Raw genomic sequence first — 18,495 nt, 5'->3', positions numbered from 1 at the left:
TCAACCCTCCTTGCGTTCAGGCTTGGACGAACGGGCGCGCCGCAGCGCAAGGAATATCCGCTCTAACGGCATTCTGACCATATTGTCGAGCGCGCCGGTGAACAGGATAACCAAGGCTTGGATCACCACAATCAGCTCGCGTGGAATAGAGGTCCACAAGGCCAACTCTGCCCCACCCTGATACAAGAACCCAAAGAGAATGGCCGCGATAAACACACCCAGGGGATGCGAACGGCCCATCAAAGCCACGGCGATGCCGATAAATCCGGCGCCTTCTGTGGAGTTCAAAACCAGCCGTTCGGCCTCGCCCATGACATTGTTCACCGCCATCAGCCCAGCAAGCGCGCCAGAGATGATCATAGCGATCATGGTGATTTTTACCGGTGAGATGCCTGCATATTTCGCCGCGGATTCCGAATGGCCATACGCACGGATCTCGTATCCCAGCCGCGTGCGCCAAATCAGCAGCCACAACAGGACACAAGCGGCCATAGCAACCAACAAAGACACGTTCGCCGGTGCCGCCTTAGAGAACTCAATCCCAAATGGGGCCAGAAGATCATGGAGCGTAGGCAGGTTGGTTGCCTCAGGAAAACGCGCGGTTGCAGGGTCCATGCTGCCTTGCGGGCGCATCAAGTTGACCAGAACGTAGTTCAGCAGGGACGCCGCGATAAAATTGAACATGATCGTGGTGATCACGATATGGCTGCCGCGCTTCGCCTGCAGCCAAGCCGGAATTGCCGCCCACGCCGCGCCAAAAAGCCCCGCCATTACCGCGGCCCCAACCAGCGCCAGCGACCAATGTGGCCAAGGAATGTAGAGACAGGCAATTGCCACGCCCAAACCGCCTAGCATCGCTTGGCCTTCGCCACCAATGTTGAAGAGCCGCGCGTGAAAGGCGATGGACACGGCAAGCCCCGTGAACATGAAATTCGTCGCGTAATAAAGCGTATAGCCCCAGCCATAGGTCGAGCCGAGCGCGCCGTTGACCATCAGTTTAACCGCCTCAACGGGGTCTTCGCCAATGCCGAGGATGACGAGGGCCGATAAGATCGCCGCCAGCAACAATGAGATCAGTGGGACGAGGATAACCTCAGCCCATTTTGGCATGACATCCATCTCAGGCTCCTTTTCCTGCGTCTGACGCTTCCGCCGACTTTGCTGTCACGCCTTGAACTGCGTCAGTGTCGGTGATCCCCGCCATCATCAAACCAAGCTCTTTTTCGTCAGTTTCATCAGGGTGGCGCATGCCCATGATCTGCCCGTCAAACATCACTGCGATGCGGTCAGATAGTGCCAGAATTTCCTCTAGCTCCACGCTGACCAGCAAGATGGCCTTGCCTTGATCGCGCAGAGCGATGATTTGCTGGTGGATGAATTCAATCGCTCCGATGTCCACGCCGCGTGTCGGCTGGCCAATCAATAGCAAGTCGGGATTGCGTTCAATTTCACGCGCAAGAACAACTTTTTGTTGGTTGCCGCCCGAGAAATTCTTGGCCGCCAATTTCGGGTTAGGCGGGCGCACATCAAACCGCTCCATCTTGGCGACGGTGTCTTCCTTGATCGCAGTATTGTCCATCAACATACCGTTGCGGTACGCGTCATCATGATGATAGCCGAATGCAACGTTTTCCCACGCGTGGAAATCCATGATCAAACCTTCGCGCTGACGGTCCTCTGGTACATGTGCAATGCCGCGTTTGCGGCGCGATTGGGCATCCGACAGCTTGCCCGTTAGATCGATTTCTTTTCCGTTAACGGTGATGCGGCCCGTGGCGTCTTCATAGCCGCCCAGCACCTCAAGCAACTCTGATTGGCCATTGCCCGCAACGCCTGCAATGCCAACAACTTCGCCCGCGCGCACCTGCAGATCGATCCCGCGCAACCGCTCCACACCTTTTTCGTCGATAACCCGCAGGCCTTGGACATCCAGCACGACCTCGCCGGGGGTCGCAGGAATTTTATCGATGCGCAACAACACCTTGCGGCCGACCATCAACTCAGCCAACTCTGCGGGCGATGTCTCGGATGTCTTGACGGTCGCGGTCATCTCTCCGCGGCGCATCACCGAAACCGTATCGGTTGTTTCCATGATCTCGCGCAGTTTGTGCGTGATCAGAATGATGGTTTTCCCTTCGGAACGCAGACGCCCCAAAATACGGAAAAGTTGATCGGCTTCGGCAGGGGTAAGCACGCCCGTGGGCTCATCAAGGATCAGAATATCGGCTTGCCGGTAAAGCGCCTTGAGGATTTCAACACGCTGCTGCATGCCAACGCCGATGTCTTGCACCAGCGCGTCAGGGTCCACGTTCAGCCCGTAATCATCGGCCAATTCGACAAGCGTGCGCCGCGCTTTGGCGAGCGATGGTTTCAGTAGCTTTCCGTCTTCGGCACCCAGAATGATATTCTCAAGCACCGTAAAATTCTCGACCAGTTTAAAGTGCTGGAACACCATCCCGATGCCCGCTGCAATCGCGGCTTGGCTGTCGGTGATATTTGCCTTGTTGCCTGCGATAAAAATCTCGCCTGCGTCGGCTTTGTAAAAGCCATAAAGGATCGACATCAGCGTGGATTTTCCAGCGCCGTTTTCGCCAATAATGCCGTGGATTGTGCCGGGCATAACGCGGATCGAAATATCCTTGTTCGCCTGTACAGGGCCAAAGGCTTTTGAGATGCCTTTGAGTTCAATTGCTGGGGCAGGCGTCTCCGCCTGCCCCGATGTTTTGTTCAAAGCCACGTTTAGAAGCTCAAGACAGGGCAGCTATCGTCTGCCATGTAGTTGTGCACTTCCAGCTCGCCGGAGCCGATCTTGGCTGCGGCTGCATCAACGGATGCCTGCATCGCTTCTGTCACCAGAGACGCGTTGTTTTCATCCATCGCATAGCCGACGCCGCCATTGGCGATGCCCATGACGTTAAAGCCTTTTTCCATGCCTGGACCATCGGTCATTGCTTGGTAAACAGCGTTATCAACCCGCTTGAGCATTGACGTCAGAACCTTGCCTGGGTGCAGGTGGTTTTGGTTGCTGTCCACGCCGACTGACAAGATGCCTTCATCGGCAGCTGTTTGCAGGACGCCTACGCCTGTACCGCCGGCAGCAGCATAAACCACGTCAGCACCTTGGCTGATCTGCGCTTTGGTCAGCTCGGAGCCTTTTACGGGGTCATTCCAAGCGGACGGCGTTGTGCCCGTCATGTTTGCAATCACGGTTGCATCAGGGTTCACCGCTTTTACGCCTTGGGCATAGCCGCAAGCAAATTTACGGATCAATGGGATGTCCATGCCGCCGATGAAACCAACAGTGCCAGTCTTGGACGCTTCAGCAGCCATCATACCAACAAGGTACGAACCTTCATGCTCGTTGAACACAACAGAACGGACGTTGGGCTGATCCACAACCATGTCGATGATCACGAAATCGGTGTCAGGATAGTCTGGTGCAACTTGGCCCAGCACATCGCCAAACGCAAAACCGGTCATCACAACAGGGTTCGCACCGGATTCGGCAAAGCGGCGCAGAGCCTGCTCACGCTGTGCTTCGGACTGAATCTCAATCTCGGCGAATTTCCCGCCAGTTTCCCCTGACCAACGCTGCGCGCCGGCAAAGGCTGCTTCGTTAAAGGATTTGTCGAATTTGCCACCCAGATCAAAGATCAGGGCAGGGTCTGCCATGGCAGCGCCAGCACTTAGAGCGATGCCAGCAGCGGCACCAAGAAGTTTTGTCATCAGAGTCATAAATCTCTCCCAGTTTTTAATGTTGGGGCAAGTGCCGCCCAGATCAAAAATCAGCGCGGTTTGCCCGGTCGCACAAAAGTGATGCGCGATCATCGCCAAAGTAGGGCGCAGCCACGCCGCCGGGTCAACCGGATTCTGTCTAGGAGGGAGGGTTATCTGGTGCCTGACCATGGGTAAACGCACGCGTTAACAGCAAAGCGTCGACCGCGGGCCCGTCTTGCCGGGTATAGTAGGCACGGCGGGTGCCGGTGATCTCAAAGCCAGATGTGGTATATAGTTTGGTTGCCGTGGAATTATCCGCTGCGACCTCAAGAAAAGCGAAGTCCGCGTGTTTTTCTGCGTGCTCTAGCCATTGAATCATCAACTTTCTGCCCAAACCTGAGCCATGATGGGCCGGATCCACAGCAATTGTGATCAGCTCTGATTCTCTAGCAACCGTGCGCGTGATGGCAAAGCCATGCGGGACTTCATGCGCCATTGCATAGGGGTTTGCGAGCAAGTCAGAGAACTCGGCCGGATGCCAAGGCCGGTCATGCGCAAAGGCTAGGGCATAGATACGCGCCATTTCATTGGGCGTCATGACACAATCACAGGTGGCGCATCGCGTGCCGGTGCCGCATCCGCCGGCCGCAAGTAAAGCGGTGCGGGCCGCCCAGGATTGTTGTGAAACCGCTGTGCAGCCAGATATGCGATCGCGACGGCGGTGAGATGCTTAGGGGCCTCTCCACGCGCGCCGATAAGTGGGCCGTCATGAGGCGGAATATCGGTGAAGGGAACAAGCGACGGATCGGAAAGAATTGGAATTTCAAAACCTTGGGCGAACACGTCTTCGCGCCGGGCGTCAACGGTACACACACACGGACCCTCGGTGCCAAAGCGCAGCGCGTCAAACGCGTTGACCCCAACGGCTGGTATGTCCAATCCCAAAGCGAGCCCACGCGCAGCAGAGACTGCAATGCGGATGCCCGTGAAATTACCGGGTCCAATACCGACACCAATCGCATCAAGGTCTGCCCATTCTTTACCCGCAGTGTTTAGTAATTCACCGCACAACGCCAACAAGCGCTCGCCCTGACCCTTTGCCATCTCTTCTTGTGACTGACCCAAAATCTGCTCGCCCAAAAGCAAAGCGGCCGCGCAATGCGCGGCCGATGTATCAAACGCCAAAACCAAAGGAGTATTAGGCAACAGGGCGCACCTCTGTCACCTCTGGAATATAGTGGCGCAGCAGGTTCTCAATACCCATCTTGAGGGTGAGCGTTGATGAGGGACATCCCGCGCAAGCCCCCTGCATGTGCAGGTACACGATGCCGCGATCAAATCCATGAAACGTGATATCACCGCCGTCTTGTGCAACCGCAGGGCGTACTCGGCTGTCGAGCAACTCTTTGATTTGACCAACGATTTCGCCGTCTTCACCGTCATGATCCGCGTGACCTGATGTATGTTCGTGACCAGATGCCATGACCGATTGACCAGATTGGAAATGCTCCATGATCGCACCCAAAAGGCTTGGCTTTAGGTGATCCCACTCGATGCCTTCAGCTTTGGTGATGGTCACAAAGTCGGTGCCAAAGAACACACCGCTCACACCATCAACAGCAAATAGTCGTGTCGCCAAAGGCGAGCTGACCGCAGCTTCAGGTGCTGGAAAATCCGCCGTTCCCATTTCAAGAACAGTTTGCCCCGGCAGAAACTTTAGTGTGGCCGGGTTTGGGGTGGATTCGGTCTGAATAAACATCACAAGCCTCCTTGGCAGCGTTCCCTATTGATATGCGGATTACCACGGCTCAAGTCAAGGTTTAGAAGCGTTCTAAATTGCTGTCGTGGTCACCTTAAACGCGTAAATCAGCCGTTTCAGAGCCTTACAAAAGCACCATCAAGGCCGACCTACGTAATAGCTTCCAGACGTTCCTTGCTGAGGTCGCCGGGCACAATTGTAATTGGAACGGGCAGGGTGCCTGCATTGCGTGTCAGTTGCGTAACCAGCGGCCCTGGACCCTTCTTATCGGTTCCAGCCCCTAAAACCAGCACACCGATTTCTGTGTCCTCAGCGATTTGAGCCATTATTTCTTCTGCGGCGTTGCCTTCGCGAATGACGAGTTCAGGATCAATGCCCTGCCGATCGCGCATCCACTTGGCAAAAACTTCGAAATGGACCTCGATCCGTTCGCGGGCCTCGGCGCGCATCAAATCGCTAACGCCAATCCAGTGATTGAACTCATCAGGCTCGATCACCGCCAGGACTTCGACCCCGCCGCCGGTCTTGGACGCCCGCATCGCAGCGAATCGCATCGCGTTTAGACATTCTCGGCTGTCATCAAGCACCACAAGAAACTTACGCATGGGTTTTCTCCAATTCAGGCCGCAGCGCGGCTTGCAGATCATGGCGGGGGATGCGCGCCGTTGCAATTAGCTTTTGTAGGTTCAGTCGGTAAATTTAGCAGATGGACGCGGCATCATCCAAATACTTGCCGCGACACCCCGAAGCGTCGCCTCCGAGCGTTTGATACATCTGGCGGACCCGAACGAATGCTGAACCGGAGTATTGGGTCAGCCCTTTATGGCTATTGATCAACCTACCCTTTGGTTTTCGCGCACAGCGAGGTCACCGTCATGCACAGGGTGTAAAAACGCGATCCTTCTTGCCGGATAGCATGAAGGGACCAGTAAGTTTTGGAATTTAAGGCCGCTCAAGGCTTGCTGCGGTAGATGCCTTCAGGGAGGTCCAAGGCGGCTGCCAAATCCCGTAATTGCTCGGGGGACAGAGTGATCTTATCTACTTTGTCATTGCGCGGGTCCCACTGCTCGAGCGTGATGGAGGAGGCAAAAGCGTGCACGCTCACGTCTTCGCGAAGCGGTGTGGTGCCTTCGTCGATCAACGTGATCACAGTGGCGTCAAATTCGTGCTCTATGGTAAACATGGTACAAGTTTAGCCCATCAGGGAACCGGCGCAAGCGCTTGGTCAACGTGGCGTGTTCGGGGTGGCCCTGAACGCCCAGCGTGCTAGAACTATTGTTAGTTATTTTTCGGGACAGGAGCCCCAGATGTTCATTCGCACGCTTGGCACACTTGCGGCCGTTGTCTTGTTGGCGGCCTGCGAAGTTACAACTGTCTCTGCGCCGCAAGGCGGGCCTGCGGGTGCGCCGAAGTTGTCTGGGCCCACGCTTACGGCAAATCAAGCGGCACGTAGTTTTGTGCGCGTGGTTCAATTGGTTGAGCCTGTGGCGGAGCGGGAGTGCCGTGCACGCACCTCGAGGGTCAACTGCGATTTCTACATCGTCGTTGATGACCGCCCCGGCCAACCTGCCAACGCTTATCAGACGCTTGATAAACGTGGCCGTCCGGTTATCGCCTTTACGCTGGCGCTGATTGAGGATGCACGCAACGAGGATGAACTGGCCTTTGTTCTCGGCCATGAAGCGGCGCATCACATCGCAGGCCATATCGGTCGCCAGCAGCAAAATGCTGTTGCGGGGGCTGTCATCTTTGCCGGGCTTGCAACCCTCAGCGGGGGCGATGCAAACACGATACGCTCTGCTCAAGAGCTCGGCGCACAGGTAGGTGCGCGCAGCTACTCCAAGGATTTTGAGTTGGAGGCAGATGCACTAGGAACGATCATCACCGCGCGCGCAGGCTTTCAGCCGCTGCGCGGGGCAGAGTTTTTTACCCGCATTCCCGATCCGGGTGACCGCTTTTTAGGCACACATCCACCCAACCGCGATCGGCTTGAAACAGTGCGCCGCACGGTCGCTGGGCTTTAGGCCCCAACGTTTGCATGTGGAACCTGAGGCACCGTCGGTCGCATCAAGCGGATTGCAATACCAATAAGCGACATGCTGATCCAGAACGTTTGAATAAGGGCCGAGGCAAGGTTGAAGCTGGACGTTAGTCCGATCAGCACAAAACTGGACGAGCACAGGTTCATGCAGAAATACTTGACCGAGTTCCCCGAGATTATCCGCAGGGTGAGCAGGGTGTAGGTCGTCACATAGAGCGCAAACCCGGTGATGCCGATCATCTCGGCCGTCGCATGCGGAAAAAGCATAAAGCTCATGGAGAAAAATCCATCTCTAAAATTTATTTGAAAAAAGCAGGTCCGTATAATCTCTCAACGCTACGCGCAGGGCCGCGCGGACCCAAGTGGGGTATTCCTTACCATGCGTAAACTTGGGGTCATTTTGACCGACAAAGGCAGCAAATATGCGGTGTCTGGATGCCCCGTCCGCGACCGCGCTAGCATTGATGCTGCCGTCAAATCGCTGCGACGCGACAAGGCATATGCCAAGGCCACCCATAATACTTGGGCGGCGGTGCTGTCACAGGGGGGCGGGATCAAAGCTGATGACGGCGAATCCGGTGCGGGGATGATCGTAATTCGGATGCTGGAACGCGAAGACCTTCTGGATCATTTGATCGTGGTCACGCGGTGGTACGGTGGCAAACATTTGGGTGGTGACCGGTTTCGCCATGTCCAAACCTGCGTGCGCGCCTACTTAGACGCTCAGCGCGATGGCTCCGAAAAAGCAGATTGACGCAATCAGCACAAATCCGTGCCAAATCGCATTATGAAACGGCATCGACTTGCGTGCATAGACAATGGTACCCAGCGAATAGATCAAGCCGCCCGCCACTACCAAAGACAGCGCGGTTCCGGGCAGGTTTTTCCACATCGGAACGATCAGCAGAACAGAAAGCCAACCCATCCCCAAATAGAGAGCCAGCGATCCACGCGCATCGGTTTTCCAGAACCAAAGCTTTGCCACCGCGCCGATCAGTGCCAGCGCCCAGACAATTCCAAGGATGCCGTAGGCAAAACCGGAGCCGATAACCGCGACAAGCGGCGTGTAAGTGCCGGCAATTTTGAAATAGATCGCGGCGTGGTCAAGGCGGTGCAGCAAGGGTCGTGTGCGGTCAATCGGCGACATGTGATAAATCGCGGATGCCGCAAAGGCACCGACCATGCACAGCCCATAAAGCAGCACGGCCCATGTGTTGTCTGTATTCATCACCAGCAGCGCGGTCGCTGGAATAGCAAAAGCCAACCCAGCGGCGTGTACCGCCCCATCGGCGACTGTTTCAGCTTTGGAAAAAGGATACCCCATAGGATTGAGTTAGCATCCCTTCACTGTTTGATCATTGCTAACCTTGCGTCATTCGCGCGAGCGGCGCAGGTGCATGCGGTAAAGGACCGGGGCCAGCAATGTATTATAGACCCAAGCTGCAACGCGGTTCACACCCGGCAGGGCAAAGAACTTCGCAATGCGCCGCATGCGCGGGATTTCTCGCCAAAGTACGATGAAGGCGGGCAGCCCCGCATAAACCTGACCGTCTTGGCGGACATGCAGCCGTTTTGCCGCATCCTCAGCGCTGATGCCCCATTTTGCCAGCTGGACCGGATCATCGAGATCATCATACGTGATGGGTAACCCCGCCTGAGCGCTAAGCTTGGCGTAGTGATCGACCTCGCGCCGGCACACTGGGCAGGAGGCATTATAAAGGACGTCCGTTGGCTTGTTCATATTACGCCACATAGTGCGCAAGCCGCGCAGCGACAGTGCTCAGCGCGGTTTGTTGCTATCAATCCAACGTGACATCATGGTTTTATCGCGAAAGCACTCCTGCGGCACGTCGCGGCGTTTAACCCGTGCAATACGCTCGGCAAAGGCAACTTGCTTTGAGGAGGGGTAATTCGAAAACCGCCCCTGAGGTGCTGGAGTTTTATGCGCATCGATCCATGCCGATAATGCCGCCCGATCACGTTCGATCCCGCGCGGCAAAGGCGTGCCTGATTTACTTGCAAGCACCCGTGCATAACTCATCTGCTTTTCGGTCGCAGGCATTGGCTGGGCCAGTGGCAAGTCGTCCTGAACCGGCCGCGCGCCTTGGGCCGAGGAAAAAATACCGGGAAACTGTGGTTGGAAAGACATGAGATGCACTCCGTTCTATTCGCTATCAACAATATAGAACAGAACGGGAACATTTTCAAGGGGTAGGCTATTTTGGCACAATTACAGCGCCATCTAAGGTTTTTTCACAGCACCCCAAAGATCGTATTCGCCGGCTTCTTCAACCTCGACCGTGACGATGTCGCCAACTGACAGCCCTTCAAACCCTTCATCGATAAACAAATTCCCATCGATCTCGGGGGCATCCGCTTTGGTTCGGCAGGTCGCTGCTTCGTCGTCAATCTCGTCGATGATAACGTCCATCACTTTGCCCACCTTTGCGGCCAGCTTTGCCTCAGAGATGGCTTGCGCTTTTTCCATAAAGCGGTCCCAGCGTTCTTGTTTGACCTCAGCGGCGACGTGATCGGGCAAATCATTGGAGCGCGCGCCCGCGACGTTCTCGTACTGAAAACACCCGACACGATCGAGTTGCGCTTCGTCCATCCAATCAAGCAATGTCTGGAATTCGGTCTCGGTTTCGCCGGGGTAGCCGACGATAAAAGTAGAACGCAGGGTCAGATCCGGACAAATGTCGCGCCAAGCGTCGATTTCGTCCAACGTTTTGGCCGCGGCGGCGGGGCGGGCCATACGTTTGAGGACATCAGGATGCGCGTGCTGGAATGGAATATCGAGATAGGGCAGCACAAGGCCATCGGCCATCAGCGGGATCAACTGCCGCACATGGGGGTAAGGGTAGACATAATGCAGCCGCACCCAAGCACCCAAAGACCCCAGATCACGGGCCAAATCGGTAATATGCGCCCGGTGGCCACGGTCTTCGGCATGTTTGATGTCAACGCCGTAAGCCGAGGTGTCTTGAGAGATCACCAGCAGTTCTTTGACCCCGCCCGCCACCAACTTTTCGGCTTCGCGCAGCACAGCATGGGCAGGGCGCGATTGCAGGCGGCCGCGCATGTCAGGGATGATGCAGAATTTGCACTTGTGGTTACAGCCCTCGGAAATCTTGAGGTAACTGTAGTGTCGTGGCGTCAGGCTGACCGCCTGTGCTGGCAACAGGTCGATGAAGGGATCTGGAGAAGGCGGCACAGCGGTATGGACCGCGTCCAACACTTGTTCGTATTGATGGGGCCCTGTGACCGCGAGCACCTTGGGGTGCGCGCCAGTGATATAATCGGGTTCTGCACCTAGGCAGCCTGTCACAATCACCCGGCCATTTTCTGTAAGCGCCTCGCCAATCGCATCAAGGCTTTCGGCCTTGGCACTGTCGAGGAAACCGCAGGTATTTACGATCACCGCATCTGCACCCGCATAATCTGGCGAAATCGCATAGCCTTCGGCGCGCAGGCGCGTCAGGATCCGTTCGCTGTCCACCAACGCCTTGGGACAGCCAAGCGACACCATGCCGATTGTTGGCTGGCCGGGGCGGTCACTGGGCGACGATTTATCTAGCCGCACTTTTGGTGCGAGATCCGGGCGGAGGTTTGGTGGGTTTGTGCTCATGTGCCGCCTATAGGGCAAGGCGCGCGGTGGGGCAATTGCATCACGGATGTGTAACAGGCAGCCCTGCTTTGATCCAACCCGGCCCGGCACCGGAGCCAAGCATCCCCTCGGGTACGTCAATGATATGGGTGAACCCTGTTGATGTCAGCCGCTTGGCCAACCCGCGCGACCGCACGCCACGTGCACAGATCAGCGCGATCGATGCCCCGAGGTCATTGTCGACATGCGCCAAAAGAACGTCGCTAAATTCCGGGTCGCGCATATCAAGGGGCAATGCGCTTGCACCAATACCCGTCCGGGCCCATTCATCAGGGCGGCGTATATCAATCAGCGCGATCTGCCCCGACAATGCCTTGTCATGTGCATCCGAAACGCTGAGGCTATTGTTGGAGATTTCGGCCCCGAGATTGAACCACCGTGCCGCTGCAACACCCCCACCAAGCAATACCGCAAGACCAAGAAAACCCCGCCGCGATTTACGCAGACGGGGTTCTTTGCCAGCCGGTTGGGGCGTTCCGGCTGTCATAGTTAGTTCAATGGCGCAGTGCTGGACCATTGCGGAACTGTGCTTGTCGAAGCGTCTTTGGGCTCAATGCTGACCCAGTTGTTCTCAGACAGCACGAGGTTGCCAGGAATGTCTTCTTCCCAAAAACCTACGACGACCGGGGTAATGTTGAGATAAAGCTTACCGTCCAAAATGCGCCAAAGCGTTGGGTTGCCGGGTACTTTACCGCCCTTTGCGACGCCATAGGCGCAGTGCCCATCATATTGAGGCGCATATTTCGCAGGTTCGGCGACAAACGCGTCGCGGTTTGCTTCAGACGAGAAAGCAAACGTGGCTCCGTTATAGTCGGCAGTGATTGCCGCGTTACCGGGAACAGGGGCCGTCTGACTTTCGCCAACCTGATTTTGCGGCAGGCTGAAATAGGCGACAACGTCAAAGCCCGACGCGGCAAAGCCGGTCTCGTCAATGTATTGGCCACCAGCAAAAGCGGCACCAGCCATACTGATTGCTGTGGCCGCGGCGGCAAGAGTAAGGGCGAATCGTTTCATCTAAACTTCTCCTATTTTGGGGCGGCATGGCCCCGATACAGGTATTGGTAAGCGAGCTTGGCGCGCCGTGCATCCCCAAGACGGCGTGTCTCAAGCGCTTGTGACCGCGGCGTGATTGGGCGTCAGAATTGCGCTTCGATTATTTCAAGATCGGAGGTTTTGACGGGTCGCTGCCCGGAGCCATCCGAGGTGTTTGTTGCAAAGGCTCCATCTGCGGTAGGTCAAAACGCAGCCCCACCCGCATCAATTTATCGACCACAGGGTCGCCCGGAGCAAAAAAGCCAACGTCCATTGCGCCCGCTTCAATCCCCGAAAATGTCAGGGCTTCGGACGCGGCACGCACTAGGGCATCCTGCGCACGTGGGATCGCCCCGATAAAGGCCAGCAGATGCCCGCGTCCGCCCCCCTCATATTCGACACCGACCAGCCATGCGTTGGCAGCCATACCCGTCGCGGTCGCCAGTTTGGCGTCGATCGCGGTGATCAGCGTTTCAGGTAAGCCCTTGGGCGGCAAAACGGTTTCAATGCGTGCCTGAACCTCACCTGCCTCATGGCTCAGTGTTTGGCGTAACCAGTCGAGCGCGTCGGATGGCAGCAAAATCGCCGAGGGTGCGACATTCATATTAAGTGCAAGTCCAAGCGATTGACCCTCGAGCATTTGCGTTACGGCACGGCCTGATAACGCAACATAAGGTGCTTCAGCCCCCACATAGCTTGCCAACCGGGCCGCGCGGTCAAACGCGAGCAGGTAATTGCCCGTCTCCATCTCCAACAGTTTTGGTGTGACTTGGTCGCCTTCGGGTTCAGATTCCAGCAGCACGAACAACTCAATATCCGCCATGCGTTCGTAGAACCGCAAACGCACAGTGTCGTCATCCGGGGCGGCCATCATTGCAGCGTGGGCGGTATCAAGCGGGGTCTGCGTCATCCATTACCTCTGGCACAGGGGCTCCGGCGCGGCAGGAGCTGCGCCTCGAACCAAGGGTTCTCTTTAGCCACCTCGTATTGCGCGACGACGGATGTGACAAGGCAAACACGCCATTCCGCCAATGCCTTTGTTGTGGTGCGAGAACCGGGCAGATCTGATTTCATCGCATGCCCGCCGATCATGACAGCCAACCGCAAGCCTCCCAAAACGACAGATTTTACTGACGCACTTCGAATTCGAGAACCGTGAACAGCAATCAGGAACCGCGCAAATCCATCGTTGCGATAGACCCGACGGGTTTGCTGGCGGACCTCTAAGCCCGGGTTGTAACCGTGCCGAACCTGGATTTCGCCGCAAAACGGGCGTTGATGCAGCGCAAGGTGGTGTTTGGCTAGACCCCATTTTCGTGTGTATAAGCACCCGGATTCACACATATTTTTCACCTTGAATGCAAAGGGAACGGGCCTTTGGGGGCGTTTTGCGTTCCGGAGGCCTGAATTCCCCTATTTGGTTTGAGCCAGCGTTGTACATTTGTATCCAAATCAGACATAATGCGGACAAGTTCGGTGAATAGATCATTAGTACACCTCTGCTAAGGAGGGGCGTGTTCGACTTCGCAAGCCAAGCCGGAGCAGTCAGGCGATATGCTAGAGTTTCAAAATGTCTCAAAGTCCTTCTGGACGGGCACACAGCACAAGGTGATCCTTGATCGCGTGTCGTTCCGCGTGGAGCTGGGTAATTCTCTCGGCATTCTGGCTCCCAACGGGACGGGAAAAACAACGCTAATCAATATGATGGCCGGTTTGGAAAAGCCCGACGAGGGCGAAATCCGACGCCTATGCAAAATTTCATTTCCCCTTGGGTTTATGGGGGGCGTGGTGGGTAAAGTCTCTGCAATGGAAAACGCCCGCTACATTGCGCGGCTCTATGGGTTGGATCCCGACTATGTCGAAAGCTTCTGCCGGTGGCTTTGCAACTTAGGCGAATATTTCGATCAACCGCTGGGAACGTATTCAGCGGGCATGCGCGCGCGGTTCTCATTTGCGCTGATGTTGGCGCTCGATTTTGATATGTACCTCATCGACGAGGGCATGCCATCGACCACAGATGTGGAATTTAACCGAAAAGCAGGGGAAATCCTTCAGGAACGTCTGCGCACGACCACCATCATTATCGTCTCGCACCAGGCGCAGACGCTTGAAAAATTCGCCCGTTCGGCTGCTGTCTTGATGAATGGACAGCTGACCATGTTCGATAGTTTGGAAGAAGCGAAACAGCTCTATGACTACGAAACCCAAAGCTAGAAAATTCCGCATCAAGCGCGCGCCCTCTGTCGATCCTTCGGCACAGACCGGGGAATTGCGATCACGTCCGGCAGATCCCGCCGCTGGCGTGACACGTCGTGCCGCAGCCCCAGCGGCTGAAACTCCCAATCCGCAGGCGATGCGCCAAGAAGAACCGCCGCGCCGCGGTCAGGTGTCTTCAGCAACCCAAGTGAGCGGTGAGCAGGACATGGATGCAATCCGCCGCGAGGGCCTGACCGGGCGGCAATTGCGCATGGCGCGCCGCGTGGCGCAAAAGCATGGGCTGCCTGCGACTTCAGATTTTGATGCTGTACGCCTTTTGCGCGCAAAAGGCATCGATCCGTTTCAGCGTTCAAACATGCTGGAACTTGTCGTCCCGCAGGCGGGGGGAGAGCAGCATGAAGGCGGGGCGGGCGATACGTTTGCTACACTGCCGGGTCAAACGGGTGGTGCCGGCGCGGGGCGTGTCCAACTGCCACAAACCGTCCCCACAGACCGCGAACCGCTGCCGTCGGTTGAGCTAAGCCCGATGGAGCGCCGGATGCGCGAAATTTCGGATATTCAGGCCGATATTTCGAACCGTCGTCGCAAAAAGATGGGTCTATTGTTGGTTCGGTTGGCGTTTTTTGTCATGATCCCAACCTTCTTTGCAGGCTACTATTTCTACAATATTGCAACACCACTTTATGCGACCGATAGCCAGTTTTTGATCATTCAGAACGAAGGCAGCGGGTCGCCGGGGGGGTTGGGTGGGCTGTTGCCCGCGCAATACGCAACCAGCCAGGATAGTATTGCCACGCAAAGTTATTTGACTTCAAAAGACGCCATGTTGCGGCTTGATGAGGATGCTGGTTTCAAGGACCACTTTACGAAAGAAAACGTCGATCCCATTCAGCGCCTCAATCCAAATCCGACAAATGAGGAAGCCTATAAGCTGTACAAAAAGAATGTGAAAATTGGCTATGACCCTACCGAAGGGGTTATTCGCATGGAGGTCATCGCAGCGGATCCTCAAGTTGCGACACAGTTTTCAGAACGGCTGCTGGTTTATGCTGAAGAACGCGTAAACGCGTTGAGCCAGACCAAGCGTGAAGACGGGATGCGCGATGCCCGCATTACTTATGACAAGGCCGTTGGTACGCGCCGCAGTGCACAAGAAAGCCTGATCAAATTGCAGATCGAGAACGGCGTCGATCCCGAAGCTGTGATTGCTGCACTTCGCACCCAGATCACCAACTACGAGACGATTGTGATCGAAAAGGAACTTGAGCTGGCGGCATTGCTGGACAATTCCCGCCCGAACCAAGCCAAAGTCGAAGGCGCGCAAGCCGACGTCCGCAGGATCCGGGCTCAGTTGGTTAAACTTAACGCGCGGATGATCAACGCCACAGAAGGCGAGAACTCACTGGCCCAACAAGCCGTGAACTTGCAACTGGCCCAAGCCGATCTGGCATCTGCGGATGCCAATCTGCAACTGTCGTTGACCGGGCTTGAAGCCGCGCGCACGGAAGCCAATCGCCAAGTTCGCTACCTCACAATTGCGGTGCGCCCCGTGGCAAGCGAAGAGCCGTCTTATCCGCGCAAGTTCGAGAACACGATCTTGGCATTCCTAGTGTTTGCAGGCATCTATTTGATGTTGTCGCTGACGACATCCATCCTAAGAGAACAGGTAACATCGTGACCCATGTAAATATCGGCGACCTGATCGTCGGCAATGACCGCCCCTTGACCGTGATCGCTGGGCCTTGCCAGCTTGAAACGGAAACGCATGCCCAGATGATTGCAGGCGTGATGAAAGAAGCATGCGAAGCCGTGGGCGCACAGTTCATTTTCAAGGCGAGTTACGACAAGGCCAACCGCACATCGCTTGGTGGCAAGCGGGGGCTTGGCATCGACGAAGGCCTCAAAGTTCTGCAATCTGTGGGCCGCGCAAATGGCGTACCTGTCTTGACGGATGTCCATACCCAAGAGCAGTGCAGCATCGCAGGCGAAGTTGTCGATGTGCTGCAAATTCCAGCGTTTTTATGTCGACAGACCGATATCCTGCTAGCGGCAGGCAACACCGGTAAGGCAGTGAACGTCAAAAAGGGTCAGTTCCTTGCCCCGTGGGAAATGCCAAACATCGTCGACAAAATCGAGAGCACCGGGAACAAGAATATCCTGCTGACCGAACGCGGCACATCCTTTGGCTACAACACGCTGGTTGCTGACATGCGCAGCCTGCCGCAGATGGCGCAAACGGGCTATCCGGTTGTTATGGATGCGACCCATTCGGTTGCTCAGCCTGGTGGCAAGGGCGGTTCGTCGGGTGGGCAGCGTGAATTCGCACCGGTGATGGCACGTGCCGCAGCGGCCATTGGGGTTGCTGCGATCTTTATGGAAACGCATGAAGATCCCGATAGCGCTCCGTCTGATGGGCCCAACATGATTTATCTGGACCAAATGCCGAACCTCATCAAAACGCTGATGAAGTTTGACGCATTGGCCAAAGAATTCCCGCTCAGCTTCTGAGTACTCTCCAAATAGAAGGTTTGTAGACGTGACAAAACCGGCCTCCACCGTGACCCAAAACACTTGGGAATTCCTCCGCGATCCAATGATCACGCCAACAGGTTTCCGAGAATATGATGCCCGTTGGAAATATCCCGATGACATCAACTTGCCAGGCATCACGGCGCTGGGCCTAGGTCTTGGCACCCAGATGCAACGCCGCGGAATTGAACCGGTGATCGCGGTTGGCAACGACTACCGCGACTATTCGCTGTCGATCAAAAATGCGCTGATGCTGGGCCTGATAGAGGCGGGTATCCATGTCAAAGACATCGGCCCGGCACTGTCCCCGATGGCATATTTTTCGCAGTTTCATCTGGATGCGCCTGCTGTTGCGATGGTCACGGCAAGTCACAACCCCAATGGTTGGACAGGCGTTAAGATGGGGTTTGAACGCCCGCTGACCCACGGCCCGGACGAGATGAACGAGCTGCGCGAGATCGTATTGAACGGGCAGGGCGAACCGCGTGATGGCGGAAAATACGAATTCATTCCCGGTGTCCAAGAAGCATATCTTGACGATCTGGTGGGCGACTTCAAAATGACGCGCAAGCTCAAGGTGGTTTGCGCCACCGGCAACGGAACCGCGTCTGCTTTCGCGCCAGAGCTGTTCCGGCGTCTGGGCGTTGAGGTCGTTGAGAGCCACAACCAGCTTGATTACACCTTCCCGCATTATAATCCGAACCCAGAAGCGATGGAAATGCTGCATGACATGTCTGCATCGGTCAAAGCTTCAGGTGCTGATTTTGCTCTCGGCTTTGATGGTGATGGCGACCGCTGCGGCGTTGTGGATGATGAAGGCGAAGAGATTTTTGCAGATAAAGTCGGCGTCATCATGGCGCGTGATTTGGCCAAAATTTACCCTAATTCGACTTTCGTGGCAGATGTAAAATCAACGGGCCTTTTTGCGTCAGACCCGGAGCTGCAAAAGTACGGCATCACAGCTGATTACTGGAAAACTGGGCATAGCCACATGAAGCGGCGCGTCAAAGAGCTTGGGGCCCTTGCGGGGTTTGAGAAATCTGGCCACTATTTCTTGGCGGAGCCAATTGGGCGAGGTTACGATTGCGGCATGCGTGTCGCGGTTGAAATTTGTAAGCTGATGGACCGCAATCCAGAGATGTCGATGTCCGATTTGCGACGCGCTTTGCCACAGACATGGGCCACGCCGACAATGTCGCCCTACGCGTCTGACCTTGAAAAATACGATATCCTCGCGCGGTTGGTCGATAAACTTGTAGCCATGCACCGAGCAGGTGAAAAGATCGCGGGCAGGACGATCAAAGAGATCGTGACCGTAAACGGTGCCCGTGTGATCTTGGATAACGGCGGTTGGGGGCTGGTTCGCGCTTCGTCCAACACACCCAATCTGGTCGTGGTTTGCGAAAGCCCCGAAAGCGAAGCCGAGATGCACGCAATCTTTGCCGATATTGACGCTGTGATTAAAACAGAACCGGGTGTGGGCGAATACGACCAGACAATCTAGGGTGAATTGACGCGATTAGGGGGCGGGAG

The 18,495-nt window shown here is 55.9% G+C and carries 23 protein-coding genes; 6 read left to right on the top strand and 17 right to left on the bottom strand.

Features of this window, described 5'->3' with window-relative positions; all coding sequences use genetic code 11:
* The 8 genes from C1J03_RS18075 to C1J03_RS18040 all read right to left on the bottom strand — a co-directional run bounded on the left by C1J03_RS18075 (window position 1) and on the right by C1J03_RS18040 (window position 6,659).
* On the bottom strand, window positions 1-1,119 hold the full coding sequence (locus C1J03_RS18075) for an ABC transporter permease (protein ID WP_114887853.1): 1,119 nt from the start codon (window positions 1,117-1,119) through the stop codon (window positions 1-3).
* Window position 1,120: 1 nt separating this feature from the next.
* Entirely contained in the window at window positions 1,121-2,737 is a 1,617-nt protein-coding gene (locus tag C1J03_RS18070; protein WP_114887852.1) for an ABC transporter ATP-binding protein, read from the bottom strand.
* 2 nt (window positions 2,738-2,739) lie between these two features.
* Entirely contained in the window at window positions 2,740-3,735 is a 996-nt protein-coding gene (locus C1J03_RS18065) for a BMP family lipoprotein (RefSeq protein WP_114889075.1), read from the bottom strand.
* A 139-nt stretch (window positions 3,736-3,874) separates the two neighbouring features.
* Entirely contained in the window at window positions 3,875-4,315 is a 441-nt protein-coding gene (locus C1J03_RS18060; protein WP_114887851.1) for a GNAT family N-acetyltransferase, read from the bottom strand.
* A complete protein-coding gene (tsaB, locus tag C1J03_RS18055) occupies window positions 4,312-4,923 on the bottom strand; it encodes a tRNA (adenosine(37)-N6)-threonylcarbamoyltransferase complex dimerization subunit type 1 TsaB (protein WP_114887850.1) in 612 nt (203 codons plus the stop codon). Before tsaB ends, C1J03_RS18060 begins: the two co-directional genes overlap by 4 nt.
* On the bottom strand, window positions 4,916-5,476 hold the full coding sequence (locus C1J03_RS18050; RefSeq protein ID WP_114887849.1) for a NifU family protein: 561 nt from the start codon (window positions 5,474-5,476) through the stop codon (window positions 4,916-4,918). The genes tsaB and C1J03_RS18050 overlap by 8 nt, the downstream gene beginning before the upstream one ends.
* 149 nt (window positions 5,477-5,625) lie before the next feature.
* On the bottom strand, window positions 5,626-6,081 hold the full coding sequence (locus C1J03_RS18045; RefSeq protein WP_114887848.1) for a universal stress protein: 456 nt from the start codon (window positions 6,079-6,081) through the stop codon (window positions 5,626-5,628).
* A gap of 347 nt (window positions 6,082-6,428) precedes the next feature.
* On the bottom strand, window positions 6,429-6,659 hold the full coding sequence (locus C1J03_RS18040) for a hypothetical protein (RefSeq protein WP_114887847.1): 231 nt from the start codon (window positions 6,657-6,659) through the stop codon (window positions 6,429-6,431).
* 124 nt (window positions 6,660-6,783) lie between these two features.
* Between C1J03_RS18040 and C1J03_RS18035 the strand changes: the two genes are divergently transcribed.
* Window positions 6,784-7,500, top strand: coding sequence for a M48 family metallopeptidase (locus C1J03_RS18035; RefSeq protein WP_114887846.1), 717 nt, complete (start codon window positions 6,784-6,786; stop codon window positions 7,498-7,500).
* Here the strand turns inward: C1J03_RS18035 and C1J03_RS18030 are convergent.
* On the bottom strand, window positions 7,497-7,793 hold the full coding sequence (locus tag C1J03_RS18030; RefSeq protein ID WP_254694090.1) for a CBU_0592 family membrane protein: 297 nt from the start codon (window positions 7,791-7,793) through the stop codon (window positions 7,497-7,499). The genes C1J03_RS18035 and C1J03_RS18030 overlap by 4 nt on opposite strands.
* A gap of 103 nt (window positions 7,794-7,896) precedes the next feature.
* On the opposite strand from C1J03_RS18030, the gene C1J03_RS18025 reads away from it, so the two are divergent.
* Window positions 7,897-8,271: a YigZ family protein gene (locus C1J03_RS18025; RefSeq protein WP_114887845.1), complete on the top strand. Its 375-nt coding sequence runs from the start codon at window positions 7,897-7,899 to the stop codon at window positions 8,269-8,271.
* Here C1J03_RS18025 and trhA read toward each other — a convergent pair.
* The 8 genes from trhA to C1J03_RS25405 all read right to left on the bottom strand — a co-directional run bounded on the left by trhA (window position 8,233) and on the right by C1J03_RS25405 (window position 13,317).
* Entirely contained in the window at window positions 8,233-8,841 is a 609-nt protein-coding gene (trhA, locus tag C1J03_RS18020) for a PAQR family membrane homeostasis protein TrhA (RefSeq protein ID WP_114887844.1), read from the bottom strand. The genes C1J03_RS18025 and trhA overlap by 39 nt on opposite strands.
* Window positions 8,842-8,889: 48 nt before the next feature.
* A complete protein-coding gene (locus tag C1J03_RS18015) occupies window positions 8,890-9,258 on the bottom strand; it encodes a thiol-disulfide oxidoreductase DCC family protein (RefSeq protein ID WP_114887843.1) in 369 nt (122 codons plus the stop codon).
* A 39-nt stretch (window positions 9,259-9,297) separates the two neighbouring features.
* A complete protein-coding gene (locus C1J03_RS18010) occupies window positions 9,298-9,579 on the bottom strand; it encodes a hypothetical protein (RefSeq protein ID WP_114889073.1) in 282 nt (93 codons plus the stop codon).
* Between the two features lie 180 nt (window positions 9,580-9,759).
* The gene (gene rimO / locus C1J03_RS18005) at window positions 9,760-11,145 is read right to left on the bottom strand and encodes a 30S ribosomal protein S12 methylthiotransferase RimO (RefSeq protein ID WP_114887842.1); all 1,386 of its coding nucleotides are present in this window, start codon (window positions 11,143-11,145) and stop codon (window positions 9,760-9,762) included.
* A gap of 40 nt (window positions 11,146-11,185) precedes the next feature.
* Window positions 11,186-11,671 (bottom strand): rhodanese-like domain-containing protein, encoded by a 486-nt coding sequence (locus tag C1J03_RS18000; protein ID WP_114887841.1) that lies wholly within the window; start codon window positions 11,669-11,671, stop codon window positions 11,186-11,188.
* Window positions 11,672-11,673: 2 nt separating this feature from the next.
* A complete protein-coding gene (locus tag C1J03_RS17995; protein ID WP_114887840.1) occupies window positions 11,674-12,198 on the bottom strand; it encodes a YHS domain-containing (seleno)protein in 525 nt (174 codons plus the stop codon).
* A 139-nt stretch (window positions 12,199-12,337) separates the two neighbouring features.
* The gene (locus C1J03_RS17990) at window positions 12,338-13,126 is read right to left on the bottom strand and encodes an SseB family protein (protein WP_114887839.1); all 789 of its coding nucleotides are present in this window, start codon (window positions 13,124-13,126) and stop codon (window positions 12,338-12,340) included.
* Window positions 13,123-13,317, bottom strand: coding sequence for a hypothetical protein (locus C1J03_RS25405; RefSeq protein WP_162798585.1), 195 nt, complete (start codon window positions 13,315-13,317; stop codon window positions 13,123-13,125). The genes C1J03_RS17990 and C1J03_RS25405 overlap by 4 nt, the downstream gene beginning before the upstream one ends.
* 453 nt (window positions 13,318-13,770) lie before the next feature.
* Here C1J03_RS25405 and C1J03_RS17980 point away from each other — a divergent pair, with 453 nt between their 5' ends.
* From C1J03_RS17980 to C1J03_RS17965, 4 genes are read left to right on the top strand one after another with little or no spacing between them, the layout of a single operon-like run.
* Window positions 13,771-14,430: an ABC transporter ATP-binding protein gene (locus tag C1J03_RS17980; protein WP_114887837.1), complete on the top strand. Its 660-nt coding sequence runs from the start codon at window positions 13,771-13,773 to the stop codon at window positions 14,428-14,430.
* Window positions 14,408-16,111: a capsule biosynthesis protein gene (locus C1J03_RS17975; protein WP_114887836.1), complete on the top strand. Its 1,704-nt coding sequence runs from the start codon at window positions 14,408-14,410 to the stop codon at window positions 16,109-16,111. Before C1J03_RS17980 ends, C1J03_RS17975 begins: the two co-directional genes overlap by 23 nt.
* Window positions 16,108-16,941: a 3-deoxy-8-phosphooctulonate synthase gene (gene kdsA / locus C1J03_RS17970; RefSeq protein ID WP_114887835.1), complete on the top strand. Its 834-nt coding sequence runs from the start codon at window positions 16,108-16,110 to the stop codon at window positions 16,939-16,941. Before C1J03_RS17975 ends, kdsA begins: the two co-directional genes overlap by 4 nt.
* Before the next feature lie 28 nt (window positions 16,942-16,969).
* Complete coding sequence (locus tag C1J03_RS17965) at window positions 16,970-18,466, top strand: phosphomannomutase/phosphoglucomutase (RefSeq protein WP_114887834.1); 1,497 nt, start codon at window positions 16,970-16,972, stop codon at window positions 18,464-18,466.
* Window positions 18,467-18,495: the final 29 nt, after the last annotated feature.

This window comes from Sulfitobacter sp. SK012, from assembly GCF_003352085.1.
In the GTDB taxonomy this organism is placed as follows: domain Bacteria; phylum Pseudomonadota; class Alphaproteobacteria; order Rhodobacterales; family Rhodobacteraceae; genus Sulfitobacter.
This window is presented reverse-complemented; position numbering and strand designations above follow the sequence as displayed.